The organism is Caballeronia novacaledonica (assembly GCF_900258035.1).
Classification (GTDB): Bacteria; Pseudomonadota; Gammaproteobacteria; order Burkholderiales; family Burkholderiaceae; genus Caballeronia; species Caballeronia novacaledonica.
On the sequence record NZ_OGTP01000015.1, the window covers coordinates 94699 to 117112 of the forward strand.

Here is a 22414-nt window from a genome sequence, read left to right on the forward strand (position 1 = left end):
ACGCTCAATGCCCCGACGACATCTTCAGCCCGACGAGCCCCGCGACGATCAGCACCGCGCTCAAAATACGCGCCGCCGACAAGGCCTCGCCCATGAACACGATGCCGAACACGAACGCGCCGACCGCGCCGATGCCCGTCCACACGGCGTAAGCCGTGCCGAGCGGCAACTGGCGCATGGCGATGGCGAGCAGCACGAAGCTGCCGATTGCCGTGATGATCGTGAAGATCGACGGTCCGAGCCGAGTGAAGCCGTCGGACGATTTGAGACCCGCGGCCCACGCGACTTCGAGCAGACCGGCGATGAAGAGAAGAATCCAGGACATTTGAGCGACCCCTTGAAAAATGGGGCCGTCCCCGATGAAGCAAGGCGCATGCGGTCGTCCGCATGGCCCAAGACCAGACCTGCGATTGTATCAAATTGGTGCATCCGCAGCCTGGCGCTTCCGAGCGGCATTGCGCCGCGCTTGGCTCCGTTCATGAAAACCGTGTATTAAGTAGCAAAGCGCGCGCAGGAGCGCGTTCGTTGCAAAAGCCTGAACAAAGGAGCGTTCATGGATGTCGATTCCGTCCTGCTCTCCCGCTTCCAGTTCGCGTGGGTCGTCGCGTTTCACATTCTTCTGCCGGCGTTTACGGTCGGGCTGTCGTGCTATATCGCGACGCTCGAATTCAACTGGTGGATCACGAAGCGCGATGTCTATCGACGGCTCTCGGCGTTCTGGCTGAAGATCTTCGCGGTGTCGTTCGGCATGGGCGTGGTGTCGGGCATCGTCATGCCCTTCCAGTTCGGCACCAACTGGAGCCGCTTTTCGGACGCAACCGCCAATGTCGTCGGCCCGCTCATGGGCTACGAAGTGCTGACGGCGTTCTTCCTCGAATCGGCGTTTCTCGGCGTGCTGCTCTTCGGGCGCAAGCTCGTGCCGCAATGGGCCCACGTGATGTCCGCGATTTTCGTCGCCGCCGGCACGGTGATCTCGTCGTTCTGGATTCTCGCGGTCAATAGCTGGATGCAGACGCCGCAGGGCCATCGCATGCTGCCCGACGGCCGCTTCGAAGTGGTGAGCTTCTTCGACGTGATTTTCACGCCGTCGTTTCCGTACCGGCTCGGGCATACGGTGAGCGCGTTTCTCGTGACGGCGGGCTTCGTCATTCTCGGCGTCGGCGCGATATATCTGCGCCAGGGCCGCGCGCTCGAGGAAAGCCGCGTGATGGTGAAGATGTCGCTGATCTTTCTCATCATCATGGTGCCGGTGCAAATGGTGATCGGCGACGCGCACGGCCTCAACACGCTGAAGCATCAGCCCGCCAAGCTCGCGGCGATGGAAGGCCTCTGGGAATCCGGCACGCGCATTCCGGCCAATCTCTTCTCGATTCCCGATCAGGAAGAAGAGCGCAACCACTTCGAAATTTCGATTCCGGTGCTCGGCAGCCTCTATCTGACGCACGATCCGAACGGCTACGTGCGCGGCCTGAAGGACTTTCCGCGTGAAGACCGGCCGCCCGTCGCGGTCGTGTTCTTCGCGTTTCACATCATGGTCGGCGTCGCGCTCTTGATGTTCGCGCTCGTGCTGTGGGGCATCGTGCAGTTCGCGCGCGGCAGGATCGAAACGAGCGCGCTCTGGCTGCGCGCGGCGACGTGGGCGATGCCGCTCGGTTTCATCGCGGTGATCGCCGGCTGGACGACGACCGAAGCCGGACGCCAGCCGTGGACCGTCTACGGCATCCTGCGCACGAAGGATTCGGTGACGCCGTCGCTCACGGCGGCCGATGTCGGTCTCTCGTGGCTGCTCTACATGCTGGCTTATCTCGTCATCTTCGGCGCGGGATTTTTCCTGCTGCGGCGGCTGGTGCGCGTCGGGCCGGCGGAAGTCGCGCATGCGCACGAGAGGGACGAACTGGACACGAAGACGCGCGCGGCGCGTCCGCTCTCGGCGGTATCGGCGAGTCCGGGCGGCGCGACGCGGTCCGTCAGCGACGACGATATCGTGCCGCCGGGCCGCGGCCGCAAGTAAAGACCAAACGGAGAACGCGATGCTCGATCTCGTGCCGCTGTGGGCCGCCATTCTCGCGCTGGCGGTGTTCATGTATGTGCTGCTCGACGGCTTCGATCTCGGCGTCGGCATCATGTTTCTGCTGCGGCGCGATCCGGAATCGCGCAACCTCATGATCAACTCCGTCGCGCCCGTCTGGGACTTCAACGAGACCTGGTTGATCCTCGGCGGCGGCGGGCTGTTCGCGGTGTTTCCGCTCGCGTTCGCGATCATCGTGCCGGCGGTCTACTTCCCGATTCTCTTCATGCTGCTCGGGCTGATCTTTCGCGGCGTGGCGTTCGAGTTCCGCGAGGTGATCGGCGCGCGCAAGTGGCTGTGGGACGGCGCGTTCGGCTGCGGCTCGCTCGTCGCGACGTTCGCGCAGGGCGTCGTGCTCGGCATGTTCATTCAGGGCTTTCCGATCGAAGGCCGCGTCTACGTGGGCACGAGCTGGAACTGGGTCGCGCCGTTTCCGCTGCTCGTCGGCGTGGGGCTGATCTTCGGTTATGCGCTGCAAGGCACGACCTGGCTCGTGCTCAAGACCGAAGGCGAACTGCAGCACTGGAGCCGCGGCATGGCGCGCTACGCGCTGCTCGGCGTGATCGTGTTCATTCTGGTCATCAGCCTGTGGACGCCGCTCAAGGATGCGCGCATCGCCGAGCGCTGGTTCGGCTTTCCTGAGAGCTTCGTGTTCGCGCCGGTGCCGGTGCTCACCGTGCTGCTCGCGTGGACGCTGTGGTCGAGCCTCGCGAAAGGCCGCGAAGTGCTGCCGTTCCTGTGCTCGATCGGCCTCTTCTTTCTCGCCTTCACGGGGCTCGTGATCAGCCTGTGGCCGTTCATCGCGCCGCCTTCCGTCACGCTCTGGGATGCGTCCGCCGCGCCGTTATCGCATCAGTTTCTGCTGATCGGGACGATGTTCCTGCTGCCCGTGCTCATGATCTACGTGATCTGGTCGTACTGGGTGTTTCGCGGGAAGGTGCGCGGCGACATGGGTTACCACGCGGAATAGTCAGAGCTTCTGTTGCGTCGCGAGCGAGAGAATGCGCGCCCACTTGTGCGCCTCGCCGCGATCGCGCATCGGCAGAGTCCATGCGCCGTGCTTCGCGTCCTGCACATCGAGCACGACGTGCCAGCCGCCGCTTCCGCCACCCGGTTCCTGCATGCGCGCGCCGCGCAGGTCCGCGAAGATATAGCTGCCGCGCTCGTCGCCGATGCGCACGTCGCACAAACGCTTACCCGCCGCGACCCGCACGCCGCCCCAGTCGCTCCTGAGTTCGTGCGTCCAGTCGCCGCTCTCGCCCTTGCGCAAGTTCGGCGCGATTTCGCGGCGGCTCGCCAGCCAGCGCATCACGCCGGCGGCGATCGCGAGCAGTACGACGATCGCCACGGCGACGGCCACGGCCAGCCCGAACTGCGCATGAATCGCGTTGAACGACCAGATCGCGCCGTAAATCAGCAATCCGAGCGCGATTAATCCGACGACGATCGGCATGGCGTATCACTGCGCCTTGTGCTTCGCGTTCCAGTCGCGCAGCGCCTGCAGCGTGTTCGCGACATGCTGGTCGGGCGACAGGCTCGTGTACTCGTAGATGACCTTGCCGTCGGGTGCGATCACGTAGGAAACGCGATTGGCCATCGTGCTTTTCATCGGCATGGAGGCGTCGTAGGAGCGGATGATCTTCGAGTCCGCGTCCGCCGCGACCGGAAACTTGCTGCGGCACTCGCTCACGGAGAACTTCTTCAACGTGTCGATGTTGTCATGCGACACGCCGATCACCGTCGCGCCTTCGGCCTTGTATTGATCGACCGCTTCGGCGAATTCGTGCGCCTCGATCGTGCAGCCCTTGGTGAACGCCGCCGGGTAGAAGTACAGCACGACCGGGCCTTTCTTCAGCGCGTCGGCGAGGGAATAGTCGTACACGTTGCCGCCGAGCGACGCCTGCGCGGTGAACTCGGGCGCGGCGTCGCCGGGCTTGAGCGTCGCGCCTGCCGTGAGCGAATACGTCGTCGCCGCGATCGCCAGGGCGCCGACTGCGGCAAAGCCAGAAATCCTGCTTTTCATGCTCGCTCCTTTGGATGATCTCGTTCTACGCGTCGTCCGCGCCCTGATCCATGCGATGTCCGGCGAACCACGCCGCCGCGTCGAACTGCAATTTCGCGAGCACGACGGGCGTGAGCGCGTCGAGCGACGGCTGCGCGTGGCGGCTCGCGTCGATCGCGGAGCCGTCGCCCCGCTCCGCCGCCAGCGCGATGCCGAGCAGCGCGCCGAGCGACCCTTCGCCCGCGAGAATCGCGCCGCGAATTTCCGCCGCCAGATGGAGCTTATCGAGAATTTCCGCCGGCTGCATGTCGAGCACGACATGCACGAGCGAGAAGATGCCGGTCATGAACGCGGCATCGGAGAAGGCTTCGTCGGCGGGACGCAGCGTCTCGGCCGCGAGTTCCAGGAAACGCGCACGTGTGCCGACGAGCTGCAGCAGCGGGTCCGAGCGCCACGGCAGGCCGCTGCCGTCCGCGTAGAGCAGCAATTGCGTCCAGCGCATGAGCTGGCGCGTGCCGGTCGCCGCGATCGCCTCGCGCAGCGACGACACGCGCCGCCCGCGCGTCTGCGCACTCGAATTGGCGAGGCGCATCAACTGCACGACGATGTCCGGATTGCGCTTCAATTCCGCTTCCAGCTCGCGCATGCCCGGCTCGCCGGCGAGCACGGTCATGAGGCGCAACAGCGAGCCGCGCGCGGGGCTGGCGCGACGCGCGGACAGCACCTGCGGCCGCGCGAAGAAATAGCCCTGGAAGAGATCGAAGCCGAGCTTCTTCGCTTGTCTGAAATCGTCGGGCGTCTCGACCTTCTCCGCCACCAGCAGCTTGCCGCGCCGTTTCACCGTTGCCGCGAGTTCCGGCAGATGGCCATGATCCGCCGCCAGAAAATCGACCTTGACGATATCCACCGACGGCAGCGCGGCGAGCAGCGCGTCGTCGAGCCGCACGACGTCGTCGAGCGCGAAGCGAAAGCCCGCGTTGCGCAACTGCGCGCAGCGCTTGAAGAGCGTGTCGTCGAAGGTGATGTTTTCCAGCAGCTCCAGCACGAAGCGCTCGGGCTGCATGATGTGGACGATGTCGTCGAACAGCAGCTCGCGGCTCATGTTCACGTAGCCCGGATGCGGCCCGAGCACCGCCGGCACGCCGATCTCGCCGATCGTGCGCGCGACGACATGCGCGGTCGCCTGCACGTCGTCGTGGATGCGCGCGCGATTGTCCGGGCTGTCGCGAAAGAGCAGTTCGTAGGCGACCAGCACGCCGTCGCCATCCAGGATCGGCTGGCGTCCGACGTACACGCTTTGCCCGCGCCTGGAAGGCGCCGCGCGCTTCAGGAAGGAATCGGGCATGACGAGGCGCGCCTCGGCGCGATGAGGCTTTGCTCGAAGGCCGGCTCGAGCGTGGTGGCGTTGACGCAGGCCGGCAGCACATTGAATTCGATCATGGGGCGAACGAGTCGAACGGAATTCGGGTGGTCAGCAGCGCGACGAAGGCCCGGCATCGATCGCGACTCGCGGGAAATCGTTCTAGCTGGAAACGCGCCACTGTAACCGAATTCACCTGACGAGATGACATGAATCCTCATATCGACAATTCCTGGACAATCTTGATCCCTTACCGCGATTGTTGCACCTGCGTGACCGGTTAAAGAAATCGCTGACCAAGCCGATAACTCGCCTGATAGAGCGTGCCGCGCGCGTTGCGGCACGTCCCGGCCGGAACCCGCGAAACGCGGCGTTTCGCGCGCCGCCGTTCGTCCGACGAGGGCGGACGCAGCCGCCAGAACCCTACGAGACCATGCAAGCGAACCGGATCAACGTCTCCCGCCGCGCACCCTGGCGCATCGCGCTCGACGCGCTCGCGCGCGCATGGCGAAGCGCCGCGAGCGAGCGGCATGACAGCGCGCCCGAGCCGAATCCCGAGCCGGGTCCGCCGGAGCCGCCCGTCGCAACCGTCGCACCCGCTCTGGCCGGCGCGACCGAAGCCACGCTCGGCGCGGTCGATTTTCTCGCGCAGCTCGACGACGCGCTGCGCTTCCAGTATGTATCGGATGCGAGCATCGAGTTCATCGGCTATCACCGCGATTATCTGAGCATGCTGACGCTGCACGATCTCGTCGCGTCCGAAGAGGCCGACGAGCTGCACGCGCTCGTCGCGCGGGCGCGTGCGAGCGGCAAGCTCGAATCGGCGACGCTGACCGTCGTGAAGTCGCTCACCTATCCGATCTGCGTCGAGCTGCGGCTCGTATCGACGGCTGCGCGCGGCGCGCCCGGCTTCGCGGTCGCCGCGTTCGACGTGACGCACTGGCGCGAACGCGAGGCGTCGCTCACGCACGCGCTCAATCACGACGCGCTCACGGGCCTCGACAACCTCGTCGCGCTGAAGGCGGCGATCGGCGCCGCGCAGGACGAAGCCGAACTGATGCGCACGCATGCCGGGCTCGTGCTGCTCGACATCGACGATTATCAGCGCATCAACCGCGCGCTCGGCTACGACGCCGGCGACGAACTCCTGCGCGAGACCGCGCGCCGCATCCAGCACACGGCCGGGCATGGCGAACGCGTCGCGCGCGTGGCCGGCGACGAATTCGCCGTGCTGCTGCCCGCCGGCACCACGGCGGAACTCGCCGAAAGTCTCGGGCGGCGCCTGCTCACCGCGATCGCGCAGCCGTACCGGCATCGCGGGCAGCACACGCATTTGTCGGCGAGCGTGGGCGTCGCGCTGTATCCGGATCAGAGCGGCAAGAACGCGAAAAGCGGTGCGCAGACGAGTCTTCTGCGCATGGCCGATCAGGCGCTCGCGCAGGCGAAGGAATCGGGCGGCAACGCCCTCGTCTTCCACACGATCGACGACAACCCTGCCGACGCCGAGCGTCTGAAGCTCGAAGCCGATCTGTACGAAGCCGTGCGCAACGGCGAGTTCTCGCTCTTCTTCCAGCCGATCACGAAGATCCGCACGGGCGCGGTGGTCGGGGTGGAAGCGCTGATGCGCTGGAATCATCCCGTGCACGGGCTCGTGCCGCCATCGACGTTCATTCCGCTCGCGGAATCGATCGGCCTCATCAACTATCTGGGCAACTGGGTGCTGAAGGCCGCGTGCATGCAGATCACGCAGTGGGATGCGATCGGCATCCGGCTCGATTACGTGTCGGTGAACGTGTCGCCGCAGCAGTTCCGCGACAAGCGCTTCACGGCGGCGGTGAAGGAAGCGCTCGCGCTCACCGGCATCGACGCGCGCCGGCTCGTGTTCGAGATCACCGAAAGCCTCCTGATGCACGACCCGGAAGAAGCGACGCGCCTTCTGGAAGCGCTGACGTCGGTCGGCATCCGCTTCGCCGTCGACGATTTCGGCACCGGTTATTCGAGCCTCGCCTATTTGCAACGTTTTCCGCTCTCGAAGCTCAAGATCGACCGCAGCTTTGTCGAGAACCTGATTACGTCCCGCAACAACCGCGCGATCGTGAGCGCGGTCGTGGGGCTCGCGCAATCGCTCGGGCTGGAACTGGTTGCCGAAGGGGTCGAGACGGAGGCGCAGCGCGATTTGCTGGCCGACCTCGGTTGCGATCACATTCAGGGCTGGCTTATCAGCCACGCGTTGCCGTCGGACGAGCTGGCGCGCTCGTTCCAGTCGAATTCGCTCGTGCTGCACGAGTCATTTTGAGTGGACAGTTGTTCGTGTTCTAATCGAAGGACACGCCGTAACTCCCTAATAACGTGTACATTTCGTTGTCGGGGTGGATTGAATCTGCTGGACCGCCTCGGGTTAGCCGTCGCGTAACGAGCAAGGCTTCTTACTTTTAGCAATGGCACGCACCAAGGCCGAACTACTGGACAAGCTGTGGGCGCGCATGAGCGAGCGCGGGGACTTCCCCATGCTATCTCAGGCGCTGCGCACCACTGTGTCCGCGATGAACGACAACGACCTCGACTTCACGTCGCTCGTGCATGTCGTGCTGTCGGACGTCGGCCTCACGCAGAAGGTGCTGCGCCTCGCCAATTCGGCGATGTACATCGCGTTCGGCGGCAACATCACCACGGTCACGCGCGCGCTGATGGTGCTCGGCATGGACGCGGTCGGCCATCTCGTCGTCGGACTGAAGCTCGTCGATCACTTTCATCAGAGCGCGCCGCGCCGCATCGACGCGAAACTCGAACTGAACCGCACCCTGCTCTCGGGCGCGGTCGCGCGGCAGCTCACCGAGCACAAGGACCTGCGTTCCGCCGAGGAAGCGGTCGTCTGCACGCTGATGCGGCAAATCGGCAAGCTGCTCGTCGCGTTCTATCTCGAACACGAGTGGGATCAGTTGCGGCGCAAGGCGGCGTCGGAAAACATTCCGGACAGCGAGGCGTGCGCCGCGCTGCTCGGCGTCACGTTCGACGAAATCGGCCTCGAAGCGGCGGACCGCTGGCGTCTGCCCGAGACCATCCGCGAGGGCATGCGCGCGACCGACCCGAACGCGCCCGTCGACGAAACCGTGCCGAAGCACGTGCGCTGGCTGCGCGCCATTTCCAACTATTCGACCGAAGTCGCCGACGCGCTCACCGCGCAGAGCACGGACGCGGAAAATCGCGAGTCGGTGCTGTTCGATATCGCGAGCCGCTACAGCGACCCGCTCAAGACCGACGCCGACACGCTCACCGCAATGAGCCTCGCGCTCGCGAACGAGGAAGCGAGCGACGGCGTGATCCGCGAGATCTCCGAACTGCAGGCGAACGCCGACGCCATGGCGCGCGCGAAGGTATCGGCGGAAGCGCGCATCGGCGCGAGCGTCGACGACTTGCGCTCGTTGCCGTCGAAAAACGCGCTCGCGCCGGCGCTTTCGCTGGCATCGGAATCGATACTGGGAAGCCTGCATCTGTCGCGCACCGTGGTGTTCGTGCGCCAGGCCAACAACGAGTTCCAGGCGCGTCTCGCGCTTGGCGCGGGCATCGAGCCCATGCTGCCGCAACTGCGTTTCTCGGCGGATTTCCGGCCCGACGTGTTCCATCTCGCGATCACGAATCCGGTCGGCATTTTCATCGAGAACGCGCACGACGCGCGCATCGACGCGCGCCTGCCGCGCTGGTACAAGGAAACGCTCGGCGAAGCTCAGGCTTTCGTGCTGCTGCCGGTGAAATCGAACGATTCGACCGTCGCGCTGATCTACGGCGACTGGACTTCCCCGCAGCACGTACGCAAGATCTCGGCGCCCGAGATGAGCGCGCTGAACGAGCTCACGAAGGAGCTGAGCCGTTTCTTCCTCGGCGCGAACTGGAAGGAAGTCGAGCTGATCTGACCGGCTCCGTTCCAGCGCGCATCGTCTTATTCCCGCTTCAGGATCGCCACGGCCTGCTCGCCGTATCGCACGATATAGCCGCCGTGCGAGCGCTGCCATTCGAGCGCGTCCGCCTCGTTCGCAAACCAGTTCTTTTCGTGATCGTTGAACGCGCCGGCGTCGAGCCGATAGCGATCGATGATCGCGCCCGGCTGCTTGTCGATATCGGGCTTGCAGGCGTCCCAGTTCGCGTAGCCGAGTTCGATGGCGAGCATCGCGAGGAGATGCTTCAGTTGCAGATCGTCGCGGATCGCGTGCAGGTCGGCGAGACGCGCCGCGCGCGTGACGTTCGTGGCGAGCAGACGTCGCAACACGGGCATGGACGCGCTCGTGTCGCCGTCGCGCGCATGGCGGAGCAGACGCCGCGCGTGTTCGCGCAGAAAGTCGCTATTGGAAACGGAAGAGGAGATTGGACAGGATGTTGACCACATGACGTTGTTCCTTTGTTGCGCCGTTCTCGCTGCGGCTATAAAGGTTCGACGTTGCGGTTCGATCCGGAGTTGAATTCTGCGTGGCAGGTGCGTAAGACTTTTGCGAGACCGGGCGCCCTGCCGCGCCCGTCCGCGATTCTATATCGATGTGAAGCGTCAGGCCAACTGGAATTTGCCGACGAGCGACTTCAGCGCGCGCGCCTGATCGTCGAGCGACTGCGCCGCCGCGGCCGCTTCTTCGACGAGCGCGGCGTTCTGCTGCGTGTTCGCGTCCATCTTGGTGACGGCTTCGCCAATCGATTCGATGCCCGTCTTCTGCTCCGCCGACGCCGCCGAAATCTCGCCCATGATGTCGGTGACGCGGCGCACGGCCTTCACGACTTCCTCCATCGTCGCGCCGGCTTCCTGCGCGTAGGACGAGCCGTCCGACACGCGCGACACCGACGTGTCGATCAAGCCTTTGATCTCCTTCGCCGCCGACGACGAACGCTGCGCGAGACTGCGCACCTCGCCCGCGACGACCGCGAAGCCGCGCCCCTGCTCGCCCGCGCGCGCGGCCTCGACCGCCGCGTTCAGCGCGAGGATGTTCGTCTGGAACGCGATGCCCTCGATCACGCCGATGATGTCGCCGATACTCTTCGCGCTGGCATCGATGCGCTGCATCGTCTCCACGACGCGGCCGACGACCGCGCCGCCCTTCTCCGCGATCGCCGATGCGTTCGCGGCGAGCGTGCTCGCCTGCTTCGCGTTGTCCGCGTTCTGGCGAACCGTCGACGTGAGCTGCTCCATGCTGGCCGCGGTCTTTTCCAGCGCGACCGCCTGCTCTTCGGTCCGGCGCGACAAGTCGACGTTGCCCGTGGAAATTTCGCTCGACGCCGATGCGATCGCCTCCGCGCTCGCGGCGATATCGCCGACCGTCGACGAAAGGCCCGCCTGCATTTCGGAGAGCGCGTGCAGCATGGAGGCGTCGTCGCGGCGCTTCAGCTTGACCGGATGCGCGAGATCGCCGGACGCGATGCGCCGCGCGATGTCCTTTGCATAACCGGGCTCGCCGCCGAGCTGGCCGGCGAGACGCCGCACGACCCATTCCGAGACGACGATCGCGAGCGCGAACAGGCCGAGCGTCAGCACCGACACCATCACGAACGACGAATGGAAGATGAACGCGGCGGAATCGATCGTCGCCTTGGCCGCGGCGCCGCGGCGCGCGACGAGATCGTCGACCATCTTTTCGAGCTTGCCTGTTTCGACGAGCAGCGACACGTCCTGCGTGCCGACTTGCCAGTTCATCTGCGAGAGATCGAGCGGCTGCTCTTTCACGAGTTTCACGAAAGTCCGCAGGTTCTCGCTCCATTTCGCGAGCGCCGTGGAAAAGCGCTTTTGCTGCGCGAGCGCGTCCTGGTCGGCGTGATCGATGTACTGCGCGAGCGGCGCCTGCTCCTTTCCGATATCGGCGAGCGATTGCTCGACCTGCGCGCCGAGATCTTCGCGCTCCTTCGCGGTCGACGCGGTGAGCAACATCTTCTGCGAGCGGCTTGCGCGCAGCAGATAGCCGCGCGTTTCCTCGGCCGCGCGGCTCGCGACGTAGCCTTGCGTGTAGATGGATTCGGTCGCGCCGTTCAGACGGCTGATCTGCGTGAGCGAAATCGCGCCGATGACAAGCGTCCCGGCGAGCACGAGCCCGAACGCGAGCCTGAGCGATGCCTTGACGGACAGCGCGCGCTTCGCCGCCGCGCGCCCGTCTGCGTATTCTTCAGCCGCCGCAGCGCCGGCGTGCGCCACGAAGCCCGCGTCTTTAGCGCCGCGTAGCGAAAACAGTTTCATCGATCGATCCCCGATTTAATCTGCGGACTTGGCCGTCGTGCGGCGAGTCCTGGTCTGGTCTCCCCACCGGAATACGGCAGGTTTGTCGGCTTTCTTGAGCCTTTTATCGGAAAGCGAACGCGCGCTCGCCGGCCGCGCTTTTTATAACCGGCCAAAAATCGTTGCGTAAGACGAAACCCCGTCGCCAGCGCCCGCGATCCTGTCCGATTCGCGACAAAGCTTGGCGGGACAACGCAACGAGGACAGCCTACACTTGTCAGAAATTCAGCTTGCGCATAAATGCCGCACTGAAAAAAGACCAAAAACCGAGACGCTTCCCGCTTTCTTCTGCCATCTACTATGCAAACCAGCATCGACAAGGGCGCTTTGTCGCCTTCCGGCGCATCGGCCGGCGCACCCGCCGCAGGTTCCGCGAGCACGGGCGCGCAACGCACCGTCTATTCCGTTCTGGGCGCGATCAGCTTCTCGCACCTTCTGAACGACATGATCCAGTCGCTGATCCTGGCGATCTATCCGATGTTCAAGAGCGAGTTCGCGCTCACGTTCGGACAGATCGGCCTCATCACGCTGGTCTATCAGGTCACGGCTTCGCTGCTGCAGCCGCTCGTCGGTTTGTACACGGACAAGCATCCGAAGCCTTACTCGCTGCCTGTCGGCATGGGCTTCACGTTGTCGGGTTTGCTGCTGATGTCGATCGCGGGCAACTTCGGCACACTGCTGATCGCGGCGGCGCTGGTCGGCTGCGGATCGTCGGTGTTTCATCCGGAGTCGTCGCGGGTCGCGCGCATGGCGTCGGGTGGTCGGCATGGGCTCGCGCAGTCGCTGTTTCAGGTCGGCGGCAATGCGGGCGCGTCGCTCGGGCCGCTGCTCGCCGCGCTGATCGTCATTCCGCACGGGCAGAAGAGCATCGCGTGGTTTTCGGCGGCGGCGCTCGTCGCCATGTTCGTGCTGGCGAATATCGGTCGCTGGTACAAGCGTCATCCGGCGACGAAGAAGGGCCGCAAGCAGGTCGTGCATGCGACGCTTCCACGCAACAAGGTCGTCATGGCGATGAGCGTGCTCGTGCTGCTCGTGTTCTCCAAATACTTCTATCTCGCGAGCATCACCAGCTACTTCACGTTCTATCTGATCAGCAAGTTCGGGCTGTCCGTGCAAGCCGCGCAGATTCACCTGTTCGTATTCCTCGCGGCGGTGGCGGCGGGCACGATCATCGGCGGGCCGGTCGGCGACAAGGTCGGGCGCAAGGCGGTGATCTGGGTGTCGATTCTCGGCGTCGCGCCGTTCACGCTCCTGATGCCTTACGTGAATCTGTTCTGGACCGGCGTGTTGTCGGTGATCATCGGGCTCGTGCTGGCGTCGGCGTTCTCCGCGATCCTCGTGTATGCGCAGGAGCTGATTCCGGGCAAGGTCGGCATGGTCGCGGGCCTGTTCTTCGGCTTCGCGTTCGGAATGGGCGGAGTCGGCGCGGCGGTGCTCGGCCATCTCGCCGATGCCACCAGCATCGATTACGTGTACAAGGTTTGCGCCTTCCTGCCGCTGCTCGGCGTGCTGACGGTATTGCTGCCGAAGACGCACGAGGCGCACGCGAAAGGCTGATCGCACGACGTGATGCACGACGGCGGGCGCGCCGGTCTTTGCGGACCGCGCGCCCGTCGCGTTTCAGGCAGTCAGTTTCCCAGCGCTTCTCGCACCTGCATCAGCGCGCCCGGATCTTCGATCGTCGGCAGCTCGCCCGGATCGCGTCCTTCCGCCAGCGCGGCGATCGCCCGTCGCAGCAACTTTCCCGAGCGCGTCTTCGGCAACATCGTCACGAAGTGCACGCTGGCCGGACGCGCGATCGCCCCGAGCTGCGAATCCACCGCGTGACAAAGCTCGGCCTCCATGCCCTCGCGCGCGCCCGGCGCATTGATGCGGTCCGCGTCGCGCAGCACGACGAACGCCGCCGCGGCCTGCCCCTTCACCGGATCCGCGATACCGACGACCGCCACTTCCGCCACGGCCGGATGCGCCGACAACGCCTCCTCGATCTCGCGCGTCCCGAGCCGATGCCCCGCGACGTTGATGACGTCGTCGGTGCGCCCGAGAATCGACACGTAACCGTCTTCGTCCTGCACGCCCCAGTCGAAGGTCGAATAGACCATTTGATCCGGGACGCTCTTCCAGTACGTATCGACGAAACGCTTGTCATCGCGCCATACGGTCTGCATGCAGCCCGGCGGCAACGGGTACGACAGCGTGACGACGCCCTTCTCGCCCGGCGCGCAGGCATCGCCTGTTGCTTCGTTGCGCAGCTCGAGGTTGAAGCCCATCGACGGCACGCCCGGCGAGCCGAGCTTCGTCGGCAATTCCTCGATGCCGCGCGGAATCGCGATCATCGGCCAGCCGGTTTCCGTCTGCCAGTAATTGTCGATGACGGGCTTCTTCAGCGCGCTCTGGATCCACTGCGCGGTCGGCTCGTCGAGCGGTTCGCCCGCGAGAAACAGCGCGCGCAGACTCGACAGATCGTATTTCTCCATCAGCGCCGCGTCCTGCTTCTTGAGCACGCGGATGGCGGTCGGCGCGGTGAACATCAGGTTGATCTTGTATTGCTCGACGAGCCGCCACCAGATTCCGCCATCGGGACGGATGGGCGTGCCTTCGTACATGACGGTCGTCAATCCGGCGATCAGCGGCGCATAAATGATGTAGCTGTGCCCGACGACCCAGCCGACATCCGATGCGGTGAACAACGTGTCGCCCGGCGCGCCCTGGAAGATATGCTCCATCGATGCGGCGAGCGCCACCGCGTAACCGCCGACGTCGCGCTGCACCCCCTTCGGCTTGCCCGTCGTGCCCGACGTGTACAGCACGTACGAAGGCTCGTTCGATTCGAGCCATTCGCAGGGCACGTGGGCGTCGAAGAATTGCTCGCGCAGCGGTTCGTACGAGACCAGATAGCTCGCCTGCAAGCGCTCGGGCGCGAGTTGCCGGTCGATCAGCAGCACCTGCGGCACCTTGTATTCGGCGCGCGACAAGGCTTCGTCGACGAGCGGCGTGTAGTCGATCACCTTGCCCGCGCGCGCACCGGCATCGGCGGTGACGATGAGCGCGGGCTCGGCGTCGTCGATGCGGGCCGCGAGATTCGGCGCCGCGAAGCCGCCGAACACGACCGAATGAATCGCGCCGATGCGCGCGCACGCGAGCATCGCGAAGAGCGCTTCGGGGATCATCGGCAGATAGACGAGCACGCGGTCGCCCTTCTTCACGTGCAGCGAACGCATGACGGCGGCCATGCGGTTCACCTCGGCGTGCAGTTCGGCGTAGGTGTAGCGGCGTTCTATGCCCGTTTCCGTCGATACATAGACGAGCGCGTCCTGCTGCGCGCGCGACGCGAGATGCCGGTCCACCGCGTTGTGACACAGATTGGTCTTGCCGCCGACGAACCAGCGCGCGAACGGCGGCTGGCTACGATCGAGCACCTGATCGAACGGAGTCTGCCAATGAATGCGCCGGGCCTGTTCGGCCCAGAACGCTTCGGGCTCGTCGATCGACCGTCGATACGCTTCCTGGTAAGTCGGCATGCGCGTCCTCTGCAAAGCGGCGTTGGCTGGCCCCACAGGATAGAGCAGCCATCGGACCCGTGCTAGACAGGGCGCGCCCTGATCGGTCGGACCGTTCAGACCGCCCGGCTGCGCGTGGCGCGAGCGGGCGCGGCCTCGGACGCCGAATGCTTGAGCAGCACCGGCGCCAGCTCGCCCGCGACGCGGATGCTCGACACGACGACCGTACGCACGCCGACGCCTTCCGTCAGCGCGCGCAAGGTCTCGCGCGTGGTCGCGCGCGCCGCGATGCGCGGCTCGATCACGATCAGGCCGCGGCAATATGCGGCAAGCATCGCGCGATGCGTGCGCATCCATGCGGCGCGCAGGTTCGCGTCGTCGGCGGTTTCGGTTTCGTCGTGCTCGGCCACCAGCACGAAGGGCGTCGCGAGCGCGAGGAGCCGGCGCATCTGCGTGGTCCACGCGAACGCGTAGCCCGGCTTCACGGCGCGCGGACGCAGCCGCACGAGCGGGAAACGGCTCGCATCGAACAGGCGCTCGTCGAGGGCGAGCGGGGACGGCGTCATGAATTTCGAAGTGGAATCGGCGGCGTTCACAGCGGTTTCGGGCTCCAGTAGTTCAGCGCGGCGACGAGCGACGGCCAGCGGGAACGCCGCGGCACCACTCGCTTCTTGGGTTGCGTGACGCGCGGCGGCCGGCGTGCCGCTTCCTTCGGCGCATGAGCCGACGCCTCGCTCCACGCGCGGCGCGTCGTTTCGAGAACCTTCGCGGCGTTCGCCGAAATGGCGCAACGCTCGCCCCGCCCGCCGATTTCGCACGCCGGGCGCTCGTCGCCCGTCATGCCGATGGCGGTGAAATCGTTGGTCATGTCGTCGGACCTCCCGTTGTGCCTCAATGACTGCCTCACGTCGTGCGAGTCATTGTATTGAGAATCATTCTCAACTACAAGCGGGATTTTTCGATGAAAGCGGGCGTCGGCGAGGAATCAGGCAGCGGCGCGCAAAAAGCGCGACACGATGCCCGACGAGTAAGTCGCCGCAATCGAGGTCAGGAATTCGACGAAGGATGCGGGTGCGGCCGCATCGGCCGTATCGGAAATCGTGCGCACGACCGCGCATGGCACGCCGTGCTCGTAACAGACTTGCGCGATGGCCGCGCCTTCCATTTCGACCGCGAGCGCGTCCGGCAATGCGTCGCGCAAGGCGAAGAGCGCGTCGTGGCTCGCGATGAAGCGATCGCCGCTCACGACCAGCCCGCGATGCACGCGCGGCGCGGCGACCGCGAAACGTTCCGAAAGCGCGTGGCCTTCTTCGGCGATGAACGCGGCGGCGGCGGCGCCGAGCGCATCGGAGAGCGAGCGATCGGCGTCGAAGCGCGCGCGCTCGAGCAGCGGCACTTCGTAGCGCGGAAAGAGCGGCGAGGCATCGAGATCGTGCTGCATCAACGTATCCGCGACGACGACATCGCCGACCCGGACGTCCGCCCGCACGCCGCCCGCGACGCCCGTGAAGACGATGGCATCGGCTTCGAAGACATGGATCAGCGCGCTCGCGGTCGCGGCCGCCGCCACCTTGCCGACGCGCGCGAGGGTGACCGCGGCCGGAACGCCGTACGCGTCGCCGACGAAGTACTCGCGCCGCCCGAGCGTGACCGCGCGAACTTCGCCCGCCGTGCGCATCTGCGCGATCAGATCGCCCAGTTCCTGCGGCAGCGCCGCCATGATCCCGAGCCGCGTCATCTTCATTCGACGGCCTGGAGTTTCGCGACCGACAGCGCCAGCCACTTCTCGCCGTGGCGTTTGAAGCGCACTTGCGCGCGCGCATCGCCGCCGGAGCCTTCGAGCGCCGTCACGGTGCCTTCGCCGAACTTCGTGTGGAACACGGCCTGGCCGACCTTGAAGCCCGCCTCGACCGCGCGCTGCTGGTTGGCGAACGCGGGCAGCGCGGCGCTCACGGCTTCATCGCGCGGATACGACGAACCGCCGCGCTCCTGTCCCGGACGCGCGAACCAGTCGCGGCCCCAGCCGGCGTTGTCCGCGCGTCCGCCCCAGCGCGCGCCCGCCTCGATCTTCGGCGTGAGCCACTTGAGCGAGCCTTCCGGCAATTCATCGAAAAAGCGCGAGCGGATGTTGTAGCGCGTCTGACCGTGCAGCATGCGGCTCTGCGCGAACGACAGATAAAGCCGTTCCTTCGCCCGCGTGATCGCCACGTACATGAGCCGCCGCTCTTCCTCCAGCCCGTCCGATTCCTGCGCGCTGTTCTCGTGCGGAAACAAGCCCTCTTCCAGCCCGGTGATGAACACCGCCGTGAATTCGAGGCCCTTCGCCGCGTGCACGGTCATGAGTTGCACCGCGTCCTGGCCGGCCTGCGCCTGGTTGTCGCCGGCTTCGAGCGATGCGTGCGACAGGAACCCGGCGAGCGGCGTCATCGTGTCGGGATTCTGCGCGGGATCGGCGATGCCGGGCGCGTCGAGCACTTCGATCTCGCCGTCGTCGCTGACGATTTCCGGCAAAGCCGTGGCGCCGGGACGCAACGGAATGGAACGCGCGGGCGTGTCGAGGCCGTAGCCTTCTTCGCTCACGAACGCGGCCGCCGCGTTCACGAGTTCCTGCAGGTTTTCGAGGCGATCCTGACCTTCGCGCTCGGTTTCATAGAACGCGGCGAGACCGCTCGCGCGCACGACGTATTCGACCGTTTCCGGCAGGCTCATCTGCTGCGTTTCGGCGCGCATTTTCGCGATCAGCGTCGCGAACGCGCCAAGGCTCGATCCCGCCTTGCCGGTGACATACGGCACGGCGGCGGCCATCGAACAGTTATAGAGACGCGCGGAGTCGGCAACCTGTTCGATGGAACGCGCACCGATGCCGCGCGTCGGGAAATTGACGACGCGCGCGAACGCGGTGTCGTCGTTCGGATTGTCGATCAGACGCAGATACGCGAGCGCATGCTTCACTTCCTGACGTTCGAAGAAGCGCAGGCCGCCGTACACGCGATACGGAATGCCCGCGTTCACGAGCGTATGCTCGATGGTCCGCGACTGCGCGTTGCTCCGGTAAAGCACCGCCACTTCGCCGCGCGACACGCCCGTGTTGATGAGCGCCTTGATCTCCTCGACGATCCAGCCCGCTTCCTGCGAATCCGTCGCGGCCTCGTAGACGCGCACCGGCTCGCCGTGGCCCGCGTCGGTGCGCAGATTCTTGCCGAGCCGCCGCGCGTTGTTCGCGATCAGATAGTTCGCCGTATCGAGAATATGGCCGTGCGAGCGGTAGTTCTGCTCCAGCTTGATGAGATTGCGCACACGGAATTCGTTCTCGAAATCGCGCATGTTGCCGACGTTCGCGCCGCGAAACGCATAGATGGACTGATCGTCGTCGCCGACCGCGAAGATCGCGTTGTGCTCGCCCGCGAGCAGCTTCAGCCACGCATATTGCAGCTTGTTCGTGTCCTGAAACTCGTCGACGAGAATGTTGCGAAAGCGCGCCTGATAGTGCGCGCGCAGCGGCGGATTGTGCGCGAGCAACTCGTGGCAGCGCAGCAGCAGTTCCGGAAAATCGACGACGCCTTCGCGCTGGCATTGCTGATCGTAGGCTTCGTACAGTTCGACGAACTTGCGGTTGAACGCATCGGTGGCATCGACGTCTTTCGGACGCAGCCCCTGCTCCTTCGCGTTGTTGACGAAGTACTGGAGATTCTTCGCCGGATACTTTTCGTCGTCGACGTTCAGGCCCTTCATCAGACGCTTGATGGCGGAAAGCTGATCGGCCGTATCGAGAATCTGGAACGTTTGCGGCAGGCCGGCGTCGCGGTAATGCGCGCGCAGCATGCGGTTGCACAGGCCGTGAAAGGTGCCGATCCACATGCCGCGCGTGTCGATCGGCAGGAGCGCGGAGAGGCGCGCCATCATTTCGCGCGCGGCCTTGTTCGTGAAGGTGACGGCCAGCACGGTCGGCGGCGACGCATAGCCCTGCTGGATCAGCCATGCGATGCGCGTGATGAGCACGCGCGTCTTGCCGCTGCCGGCGCCCGCGAGAATGAGCGCGGGCTCGTTCGGCAGCGTCACGGCGGCGAGTTGTTCGGGGTTCAGATTCGCGAGCAGGTCGGGCATGGGAAAGTGCGGCGGCAGAAAAGCGGGCCAGAAATCTCTGGCGGCGGGCCGATCATTATAAGACCGCGCCGATGGAGTCGCCGGCCGCCCGAAGGCAGGCGCGCACGGGCCGAATTCGTCCGACGGCCCGCGCGGAACCTTATAATTGGGGATTCCCCCGCATTTTTTCACGCATTTTTCGGCAGATTCCACAATGAGCGACAGCACGCTTGCGAAGAGCTTCGAGCCTCAAAACATCGAGTCCCAATGGGGCCCGGAATGGGAAAAGCGCGGTTACTCCGCTCCCACGTTCAAGGACGGCGCGAAGAATTTCTCCATTCAACTGCCGCCGCCGAACGTCACCGGCACGCTGCACATGGGGCACGCGTTCAATCAGACCATCATGGACGGTCTCACGCGCTATCACCGCATGCTCGGCGAGAACACGCTGTGGGTGCCGGGCACGGACCACGCGGGCATCGCAACGCAGATCGTCGTCGAACGTCAGCTCGATGCGCAAGGCGTCTCGCGCCATGATCTCGGCCGCGAGGAGTTCCTTAAGCGCGTCTGGGCGTGGAAGCAGCAATCCGGCTCGACGATCACGAATCAGGTGCGCCGCCTCGGCGCGTCGATCGACTGGTCGCGCGAATACTTCACGATGGACGACAAGATGTCGGCCGCCGTGCGCGATGTCTTCGTCACGCTCTACAAGCAAGGGCTCATTTATCGCGGCAAGCGGCTCGTGAACTGGGACCCGGTGCTCGGCACGGCCGTCTCGGATCTCGAAGTCGCGAGCGAGGAAGAGAACGGCAGCCTGTGGCACATCCGGTATCCGCTGCCGGACGGCTCGGGCCACCTCACGGTGGCCACGACGCGCCCCGAAACCATGCTCGGCGACGTCGCCGTGATGGTGCATCCGGAAGACGAGCGTTACCGGCATCTGATCGGCAAGACGGTCGTGCTGCCGCTGTGCGATCGCGAAATTCCGGTCATCGCCGATGAATACGTCGACCGCGAGTTCGGCACGGGCGTCGTGAAGGTCACGCCCGCGCACGATTTCAACGACTACGCCGTCGGCCAGCGCCACAAGCTGCCGCAAATCGAAATTCTCACGCTCGACGCGAAGATCAACGGCAACGCACCCGAAAAGTATCGCGGCCTGGACCGCTTCGACGCGCGCAAGGAAGTCGTGAAGGATCTCGAAGCGCTCGGCCTACTCGAATCCATCAAGCCGCACAAGCTGATGGTGCCGCGCGGCGATCGCACGAACGTGGTCATCGAACCGATGCTGACGGACCAGTGGTTCGTCGCGATGACCCGGCCGGCGCCGGAGGGCACGTTCAATCCGGGCAAGTCGATCACCGAGACGTCGCTCGATGTCGTGAAGAGCGGCCAGATCAGGTTCGTGCCGGAGAACTGGACCACCACGTACTACCAATGGCTCGAGAACATCCAGGACTGGTGCATCTCGCGTCAGTTGTGGTGGGGCCATCAGATTCCCGCATGGTACGGCGAGAACGGCGAGATCTTCGTCGCGAAGACCGAAGAAGACGCGCGCGCCGACGCCGACGCGCAAGGCTACGCAGGCTCGCTCAAGCGCGATGAAGACGTGCTCGACACGTGGTTCTCGTCCGCGCTCGTGCCGTTCTCGTCGCTCGGCTGGCCGAACGAGACGAAGGAACTCGCGGCGTTTCTGCCTTCGTCCGTGCTCGTGACGGGCTTCGACATCATCTTCTTCTGGGTCGCCAGAATGGTGATGATGACCACGCACTTCACCGGAAAGGTGCCGTTCGACACCGTCTATGTGCATGGCCTCGTGCGCGACGCCGAAGGTCAGAAGATGTCGAAGAGCAAGGGCAACACGCTCGACCCGATCGACATCGTGGACGGCATCGATCTCGAATCGCTCGTCGCGAAACGCACGACGGGCCTCATGAATCCGAAGGCCGCTGCGCAGATCGAGAAGAAGACGCGCAAGGAATTTCCCGAAGGCATTCCGTCGTTCGGCACGGACGCGCTGCGCTTCACGATGGCGTCGATGGCCACGCTCGGCCGCAACGTGAACTTCGACCTCGCGCGCTGCGAGGGTTATCGCAACTTCTGCAACAAGCTGTGGAACGCCACGCGTTTCGTGTTGATGAATTGCGAAGGTCACGATTGCGGTTTCGCCAATCCGGGCGCGTGCAAGCCGGGCGATTGCGGCCCCGGCGGCTACACGGACTACTCGCAGGCGGACCGCTGGATCGTCTCGCTGCTTCAGCGCGTGGAAGCGGAAGTCGAGAAGGGCTTCGCGGACTACCGCTTCGACAACGTCGCGAGCGCGCTCTACAAGTTCGTGTGGGACGAATACTGCGACTGGTATCTCGAACTCGCGAAGGTGCAGATTCAGACCGGCACGGCGGAACAGCAGACCGCGACGCGCCGCACGCTGTTGCGCGTGCTGGAAACGGTGCTGCGCCTCGCGCATCCGATCATTCCTTTCATCACCGAAGCGCTGTGGCAGAAGGTCGCGCCGCTGACGGACGCGTTCCCGGCGGGCGCGAAGGAAGGCGAAGTCTCGATCATGACGCAGCCCTACCCGCGCGCCGAGCAGAAAAAGATCGACGAATCCGCGGAACAGTGGGCCGCCGAACTGAAGAGTGTCATCGATGCGTGTCGTAATCTGCGTGGCGAAATGAATCTGTCGCCCGCGGTGAAGGTGCCGTTGCTCGCGCACGGCGACGCGGCGCGCCTTTCCGCGTTCGCGCCGTATATCGCCGCCCTCGCGCGTCTTTCCGAAGTGAAGGTCATCGACGACGAAGCCGCCCTCGACAAGGAGGCGCATGGCGCGCCGGTCGCGATCGTCGGCACGAACAAGCTCGTGCTGAAGGTCGAGATCGATGTCGCCGCGGAGCGTGAACGTCTCACGAAGGAAGTGGACCGTCTGAATGGCGAGATCGTTAAATGTAACGCGAAGCTCGGCAATGAAAGCTTTGTTGCAAAAGCGCCTGCGGCTGTCGTTGAACAGGAGCGCAAAAGGCTGGCAGAATACGGAACCACTATCGAGAAACTTCAGGCCCAATTATTGCGTTTGCCTGATTGAATTGGGGGTTCGAATCATTTATCGATCCGTTCCGGTTGTCTCGGCGTTTCATTGATTTAAAAGGATCAGGGTCAT

The 22414-nt window shown here is 64.9% G+C and carries 17 protein-coding genes; 6 read left to right on the plus strand and 11 right to left on the minus strand.

Features of this window, described 5'->3' with window-relative positions:
• Window positions 1–4: 4 nt before the first annotated feature.
• Window positions 5–325 (minus strand): quaternary ammonium compound efflux SMR transporter SugE, encoded by a 321-nt coding sequence (gene sugE / locus NOV72_RS20625; protein WP_106856438.1) that lies wholly within the window; start codon window positions 323–325, stop codon window positions 5–7.
• A gap of 228 nt (window positions 326–553) precedes the next feature.
• Here sugE and NOV72_RS20630 point away from each other — a divergent pair, with 228 nt between their 5' ends.
• Window positions 554–2011, plus strand: a complete 1458-nt coding sequence (locus NOV72_RS20630; RefSeq protein ID WP_106856439.1) for a cytochrome ubiquinol oxidase subunit I — start codon at window positions 554–556, stop codon at window positions 2009–2011.
• A gap of 19 nt (window positions 2012–2030) precedes the next feature.
• A complete protein-coding gene (gene cydB, locus NOV72_RS20635; RefSeq protein ID WP_106856440.1) occupies window positions 2031–3038 on the plus strand; it encodes a cytochrome d ubiquinol oxidase subunit II in 1008 nt (335 codons plus the stop codon).
• Here the strand turns inward: cydB and NOV72_RS20640 are convergent, their stop codons facing one another.
• Genes NOV72_RS20640 through NOV72_RS20650 form a run of 3 tightly spaced genes read right to left on the minus strand, consistent with a single transcriptional unit; the run spans window position 3039 to window position 5415 of the window.
• Complete coding sequence (locus NOV72_RS20640) at window positions 3039–3521, minus strand: hypothetical protein (RefSeq protein ID WP_106856441.1); 483 nt, start codon at window positions 3519–3521, stop codon at window positions 3039–3041.
• 6 nt (window positions 3522–3527) lie between these two features.
• Complete coding sequence (locus tag NOV72_RS20645; protein ID WP_106856442.1) at window positions 3528–4091, minus strand: peroxiredoxin; 564 nt, start codon at window positions 4089–4091, stop codon at window positions 3528–3530.
• A 25-nt stretch (window positions 4092–4116) separates the two neighbouring features.
• Window positions 4117–5415 (minus strand): EAL and HDOD domain-containing protein, encoded by a 1299-nt coding sequence (locus tag NOV72_RS20650; RefSeq protein ID WP_106856443.1) that lies wholly within the window; start codon window positions 5413–5415, stop codon window positions 4117–4119.
• Between the two features lie 448 nt (window positions 5416–5863).
• On the opposite strand from NOV72_RS20650, the gene NOV72_RS20655 reads away from it, so the two are divergent.
• Window positions 5864–7726, plus strand: coding sequence for a putative bifunctional diguanylate cyclase/phosphodiesterase (locus NOV72_RS20655; protein ID WP_106856444.1), 1863 nt, complete (start codon window positions 5864–5866; stop codon window positions 7724–7726).
• 142 nt (window positions 7727–7868) lie between these two features.
• On the plus strand, window positions 7869–9341 hold the full coding sequence (locus NOV72_RS20660) for an HDOD domain-containing protein (RefSeq protein ID WP_106856445.1): 1473 nt from the start codon (window positions 7869–7871) through the stop codon (window positions 9339–9341).
• A gap of 26 nt (window positions 9342–9367) precedes the next feature.
• Here NOV72_RS20660 and NOV72_RS20665 read toward each other — a convergent pair whose 3' ends face one another.
• Window positions 9368–9811, minus strand: coding sequence for a hypothetical protein (locus tag NOV72_RS20665; RefSeq protein WP_106856446.1), 444 nt, complete (start codon window positions 9809–9811; stop codon window positions 9368–9370).
• Window positions 9812–9967: 156 nt separating this feature from the next.
• Window positions 9968–11635, minus strand: coding sequence for a methyl-accepting chemotaxis protein (locus NOV72_RS20670; protein WP_106856447.1), 1668 nt, complete (start codon window positions 11633–11635; stop codon window positions 9968–9970).
• Window positions 11636–11974: 339 nt separating this feature from the next.
• Here NOV72_RS20670 and NOV72_RS20675 point away from each other — a divergent pair, with 339 nt between their 5' ends.
• Window positions 11975–13231 (plus strand): MFS transporter, encoded by a 1257-nt coding sequence (locus NOV72_RS20675; protein ID WP_106856448.1) that lies wholly within the window; start codon window positions 11975–11977, stop codon window positions 13229–13231.
• Window positions 13232–13302: 71 nt separating this feature from the next.
• Here the strand turns inward: NOV72_RS20675 and NOV72_RS20680 are convergent, their stop codons facing one another.
• The 5 genes from NOV72_RS20680 to NOV72_RS20700 all read right to left on the minus strand — a co-directional run bounded on the left by NOV72_RS20680 (window position 13303) and on the right by NOV72_RS20700 (window position 19278).
• Window positions 13303–15294, minus strand: coding sequence for a propionate--CoA ligase (locus NOV72_RS20680; protein ID WP_425428744.1), 1992 nt, complete (start codon window positions 15292–15294; stop codon window positions 13303–13305).
• Entirely contained in the window at window positions 15291–15740 is a 450-nt protein-coding gene (locus tag NOV72_RS20685) for a hypothetical protein (RefSeq protein WP_106856450.1), read from the minus strand. The genes NOV72_RS20680 and NOV72_RS20685 overlap by 4 nt, the downstream gene beginning before the upstream one ends.
• 26 nt (window positions 15741–15766) lie before the next feature.
• On the minus strand, window positions 15767–16042 hold the full coding sequence (locus tag NOV72_RS20690) for a hypothetical protein (protein ID WP_106856451.1): 276 nt from the start codon (window positions 16040–16042) through the stop codon (window positions 15767–15769).
• A gap of 117 nt (window positions 16043–16159) precedes the next feature.
• Entirely contained in the window at window positions 16160–16912 is a 753-nt protein-coding gene (locus NOV72_RS20695) for a 5'-methylthioadenosine/adenosylhomocysteine nucleosidase (RefSeq protein ID WP_106856502.1), read from the minus strand.
• A gap of 2 nt (window positions 16913–16914) precedes the next feature.
• Window positions 16915–19278: a UvrD-helicase domain-containing protein gene (locus NOV72_RS20700; protein WP_106856452.1), complete on the minus strand. Its 2364-nt coding sequence runs from the start codon at window positions 19276–19278 to the stop codon at window positions 16915–16917.
• Between the two features lie 193 nt (window positions 19279–19471).
• Here NOV72_RS20700 and NOV72_RS20705 point away from each other — a divergent pair, with 193 nt between their 5' ends.
• A complete protein-coding gene (locus NOV72_RS20705; protein WP_106856453.1) occupies window positions 19472–22339 on the plus strand; it encodes a valine--tRNA ligase in 2868 nt (955 codons plus the stop codon).
• The last annotated feature ends 75 nt before the right edge of the window (window positions 22340–22414 follow it).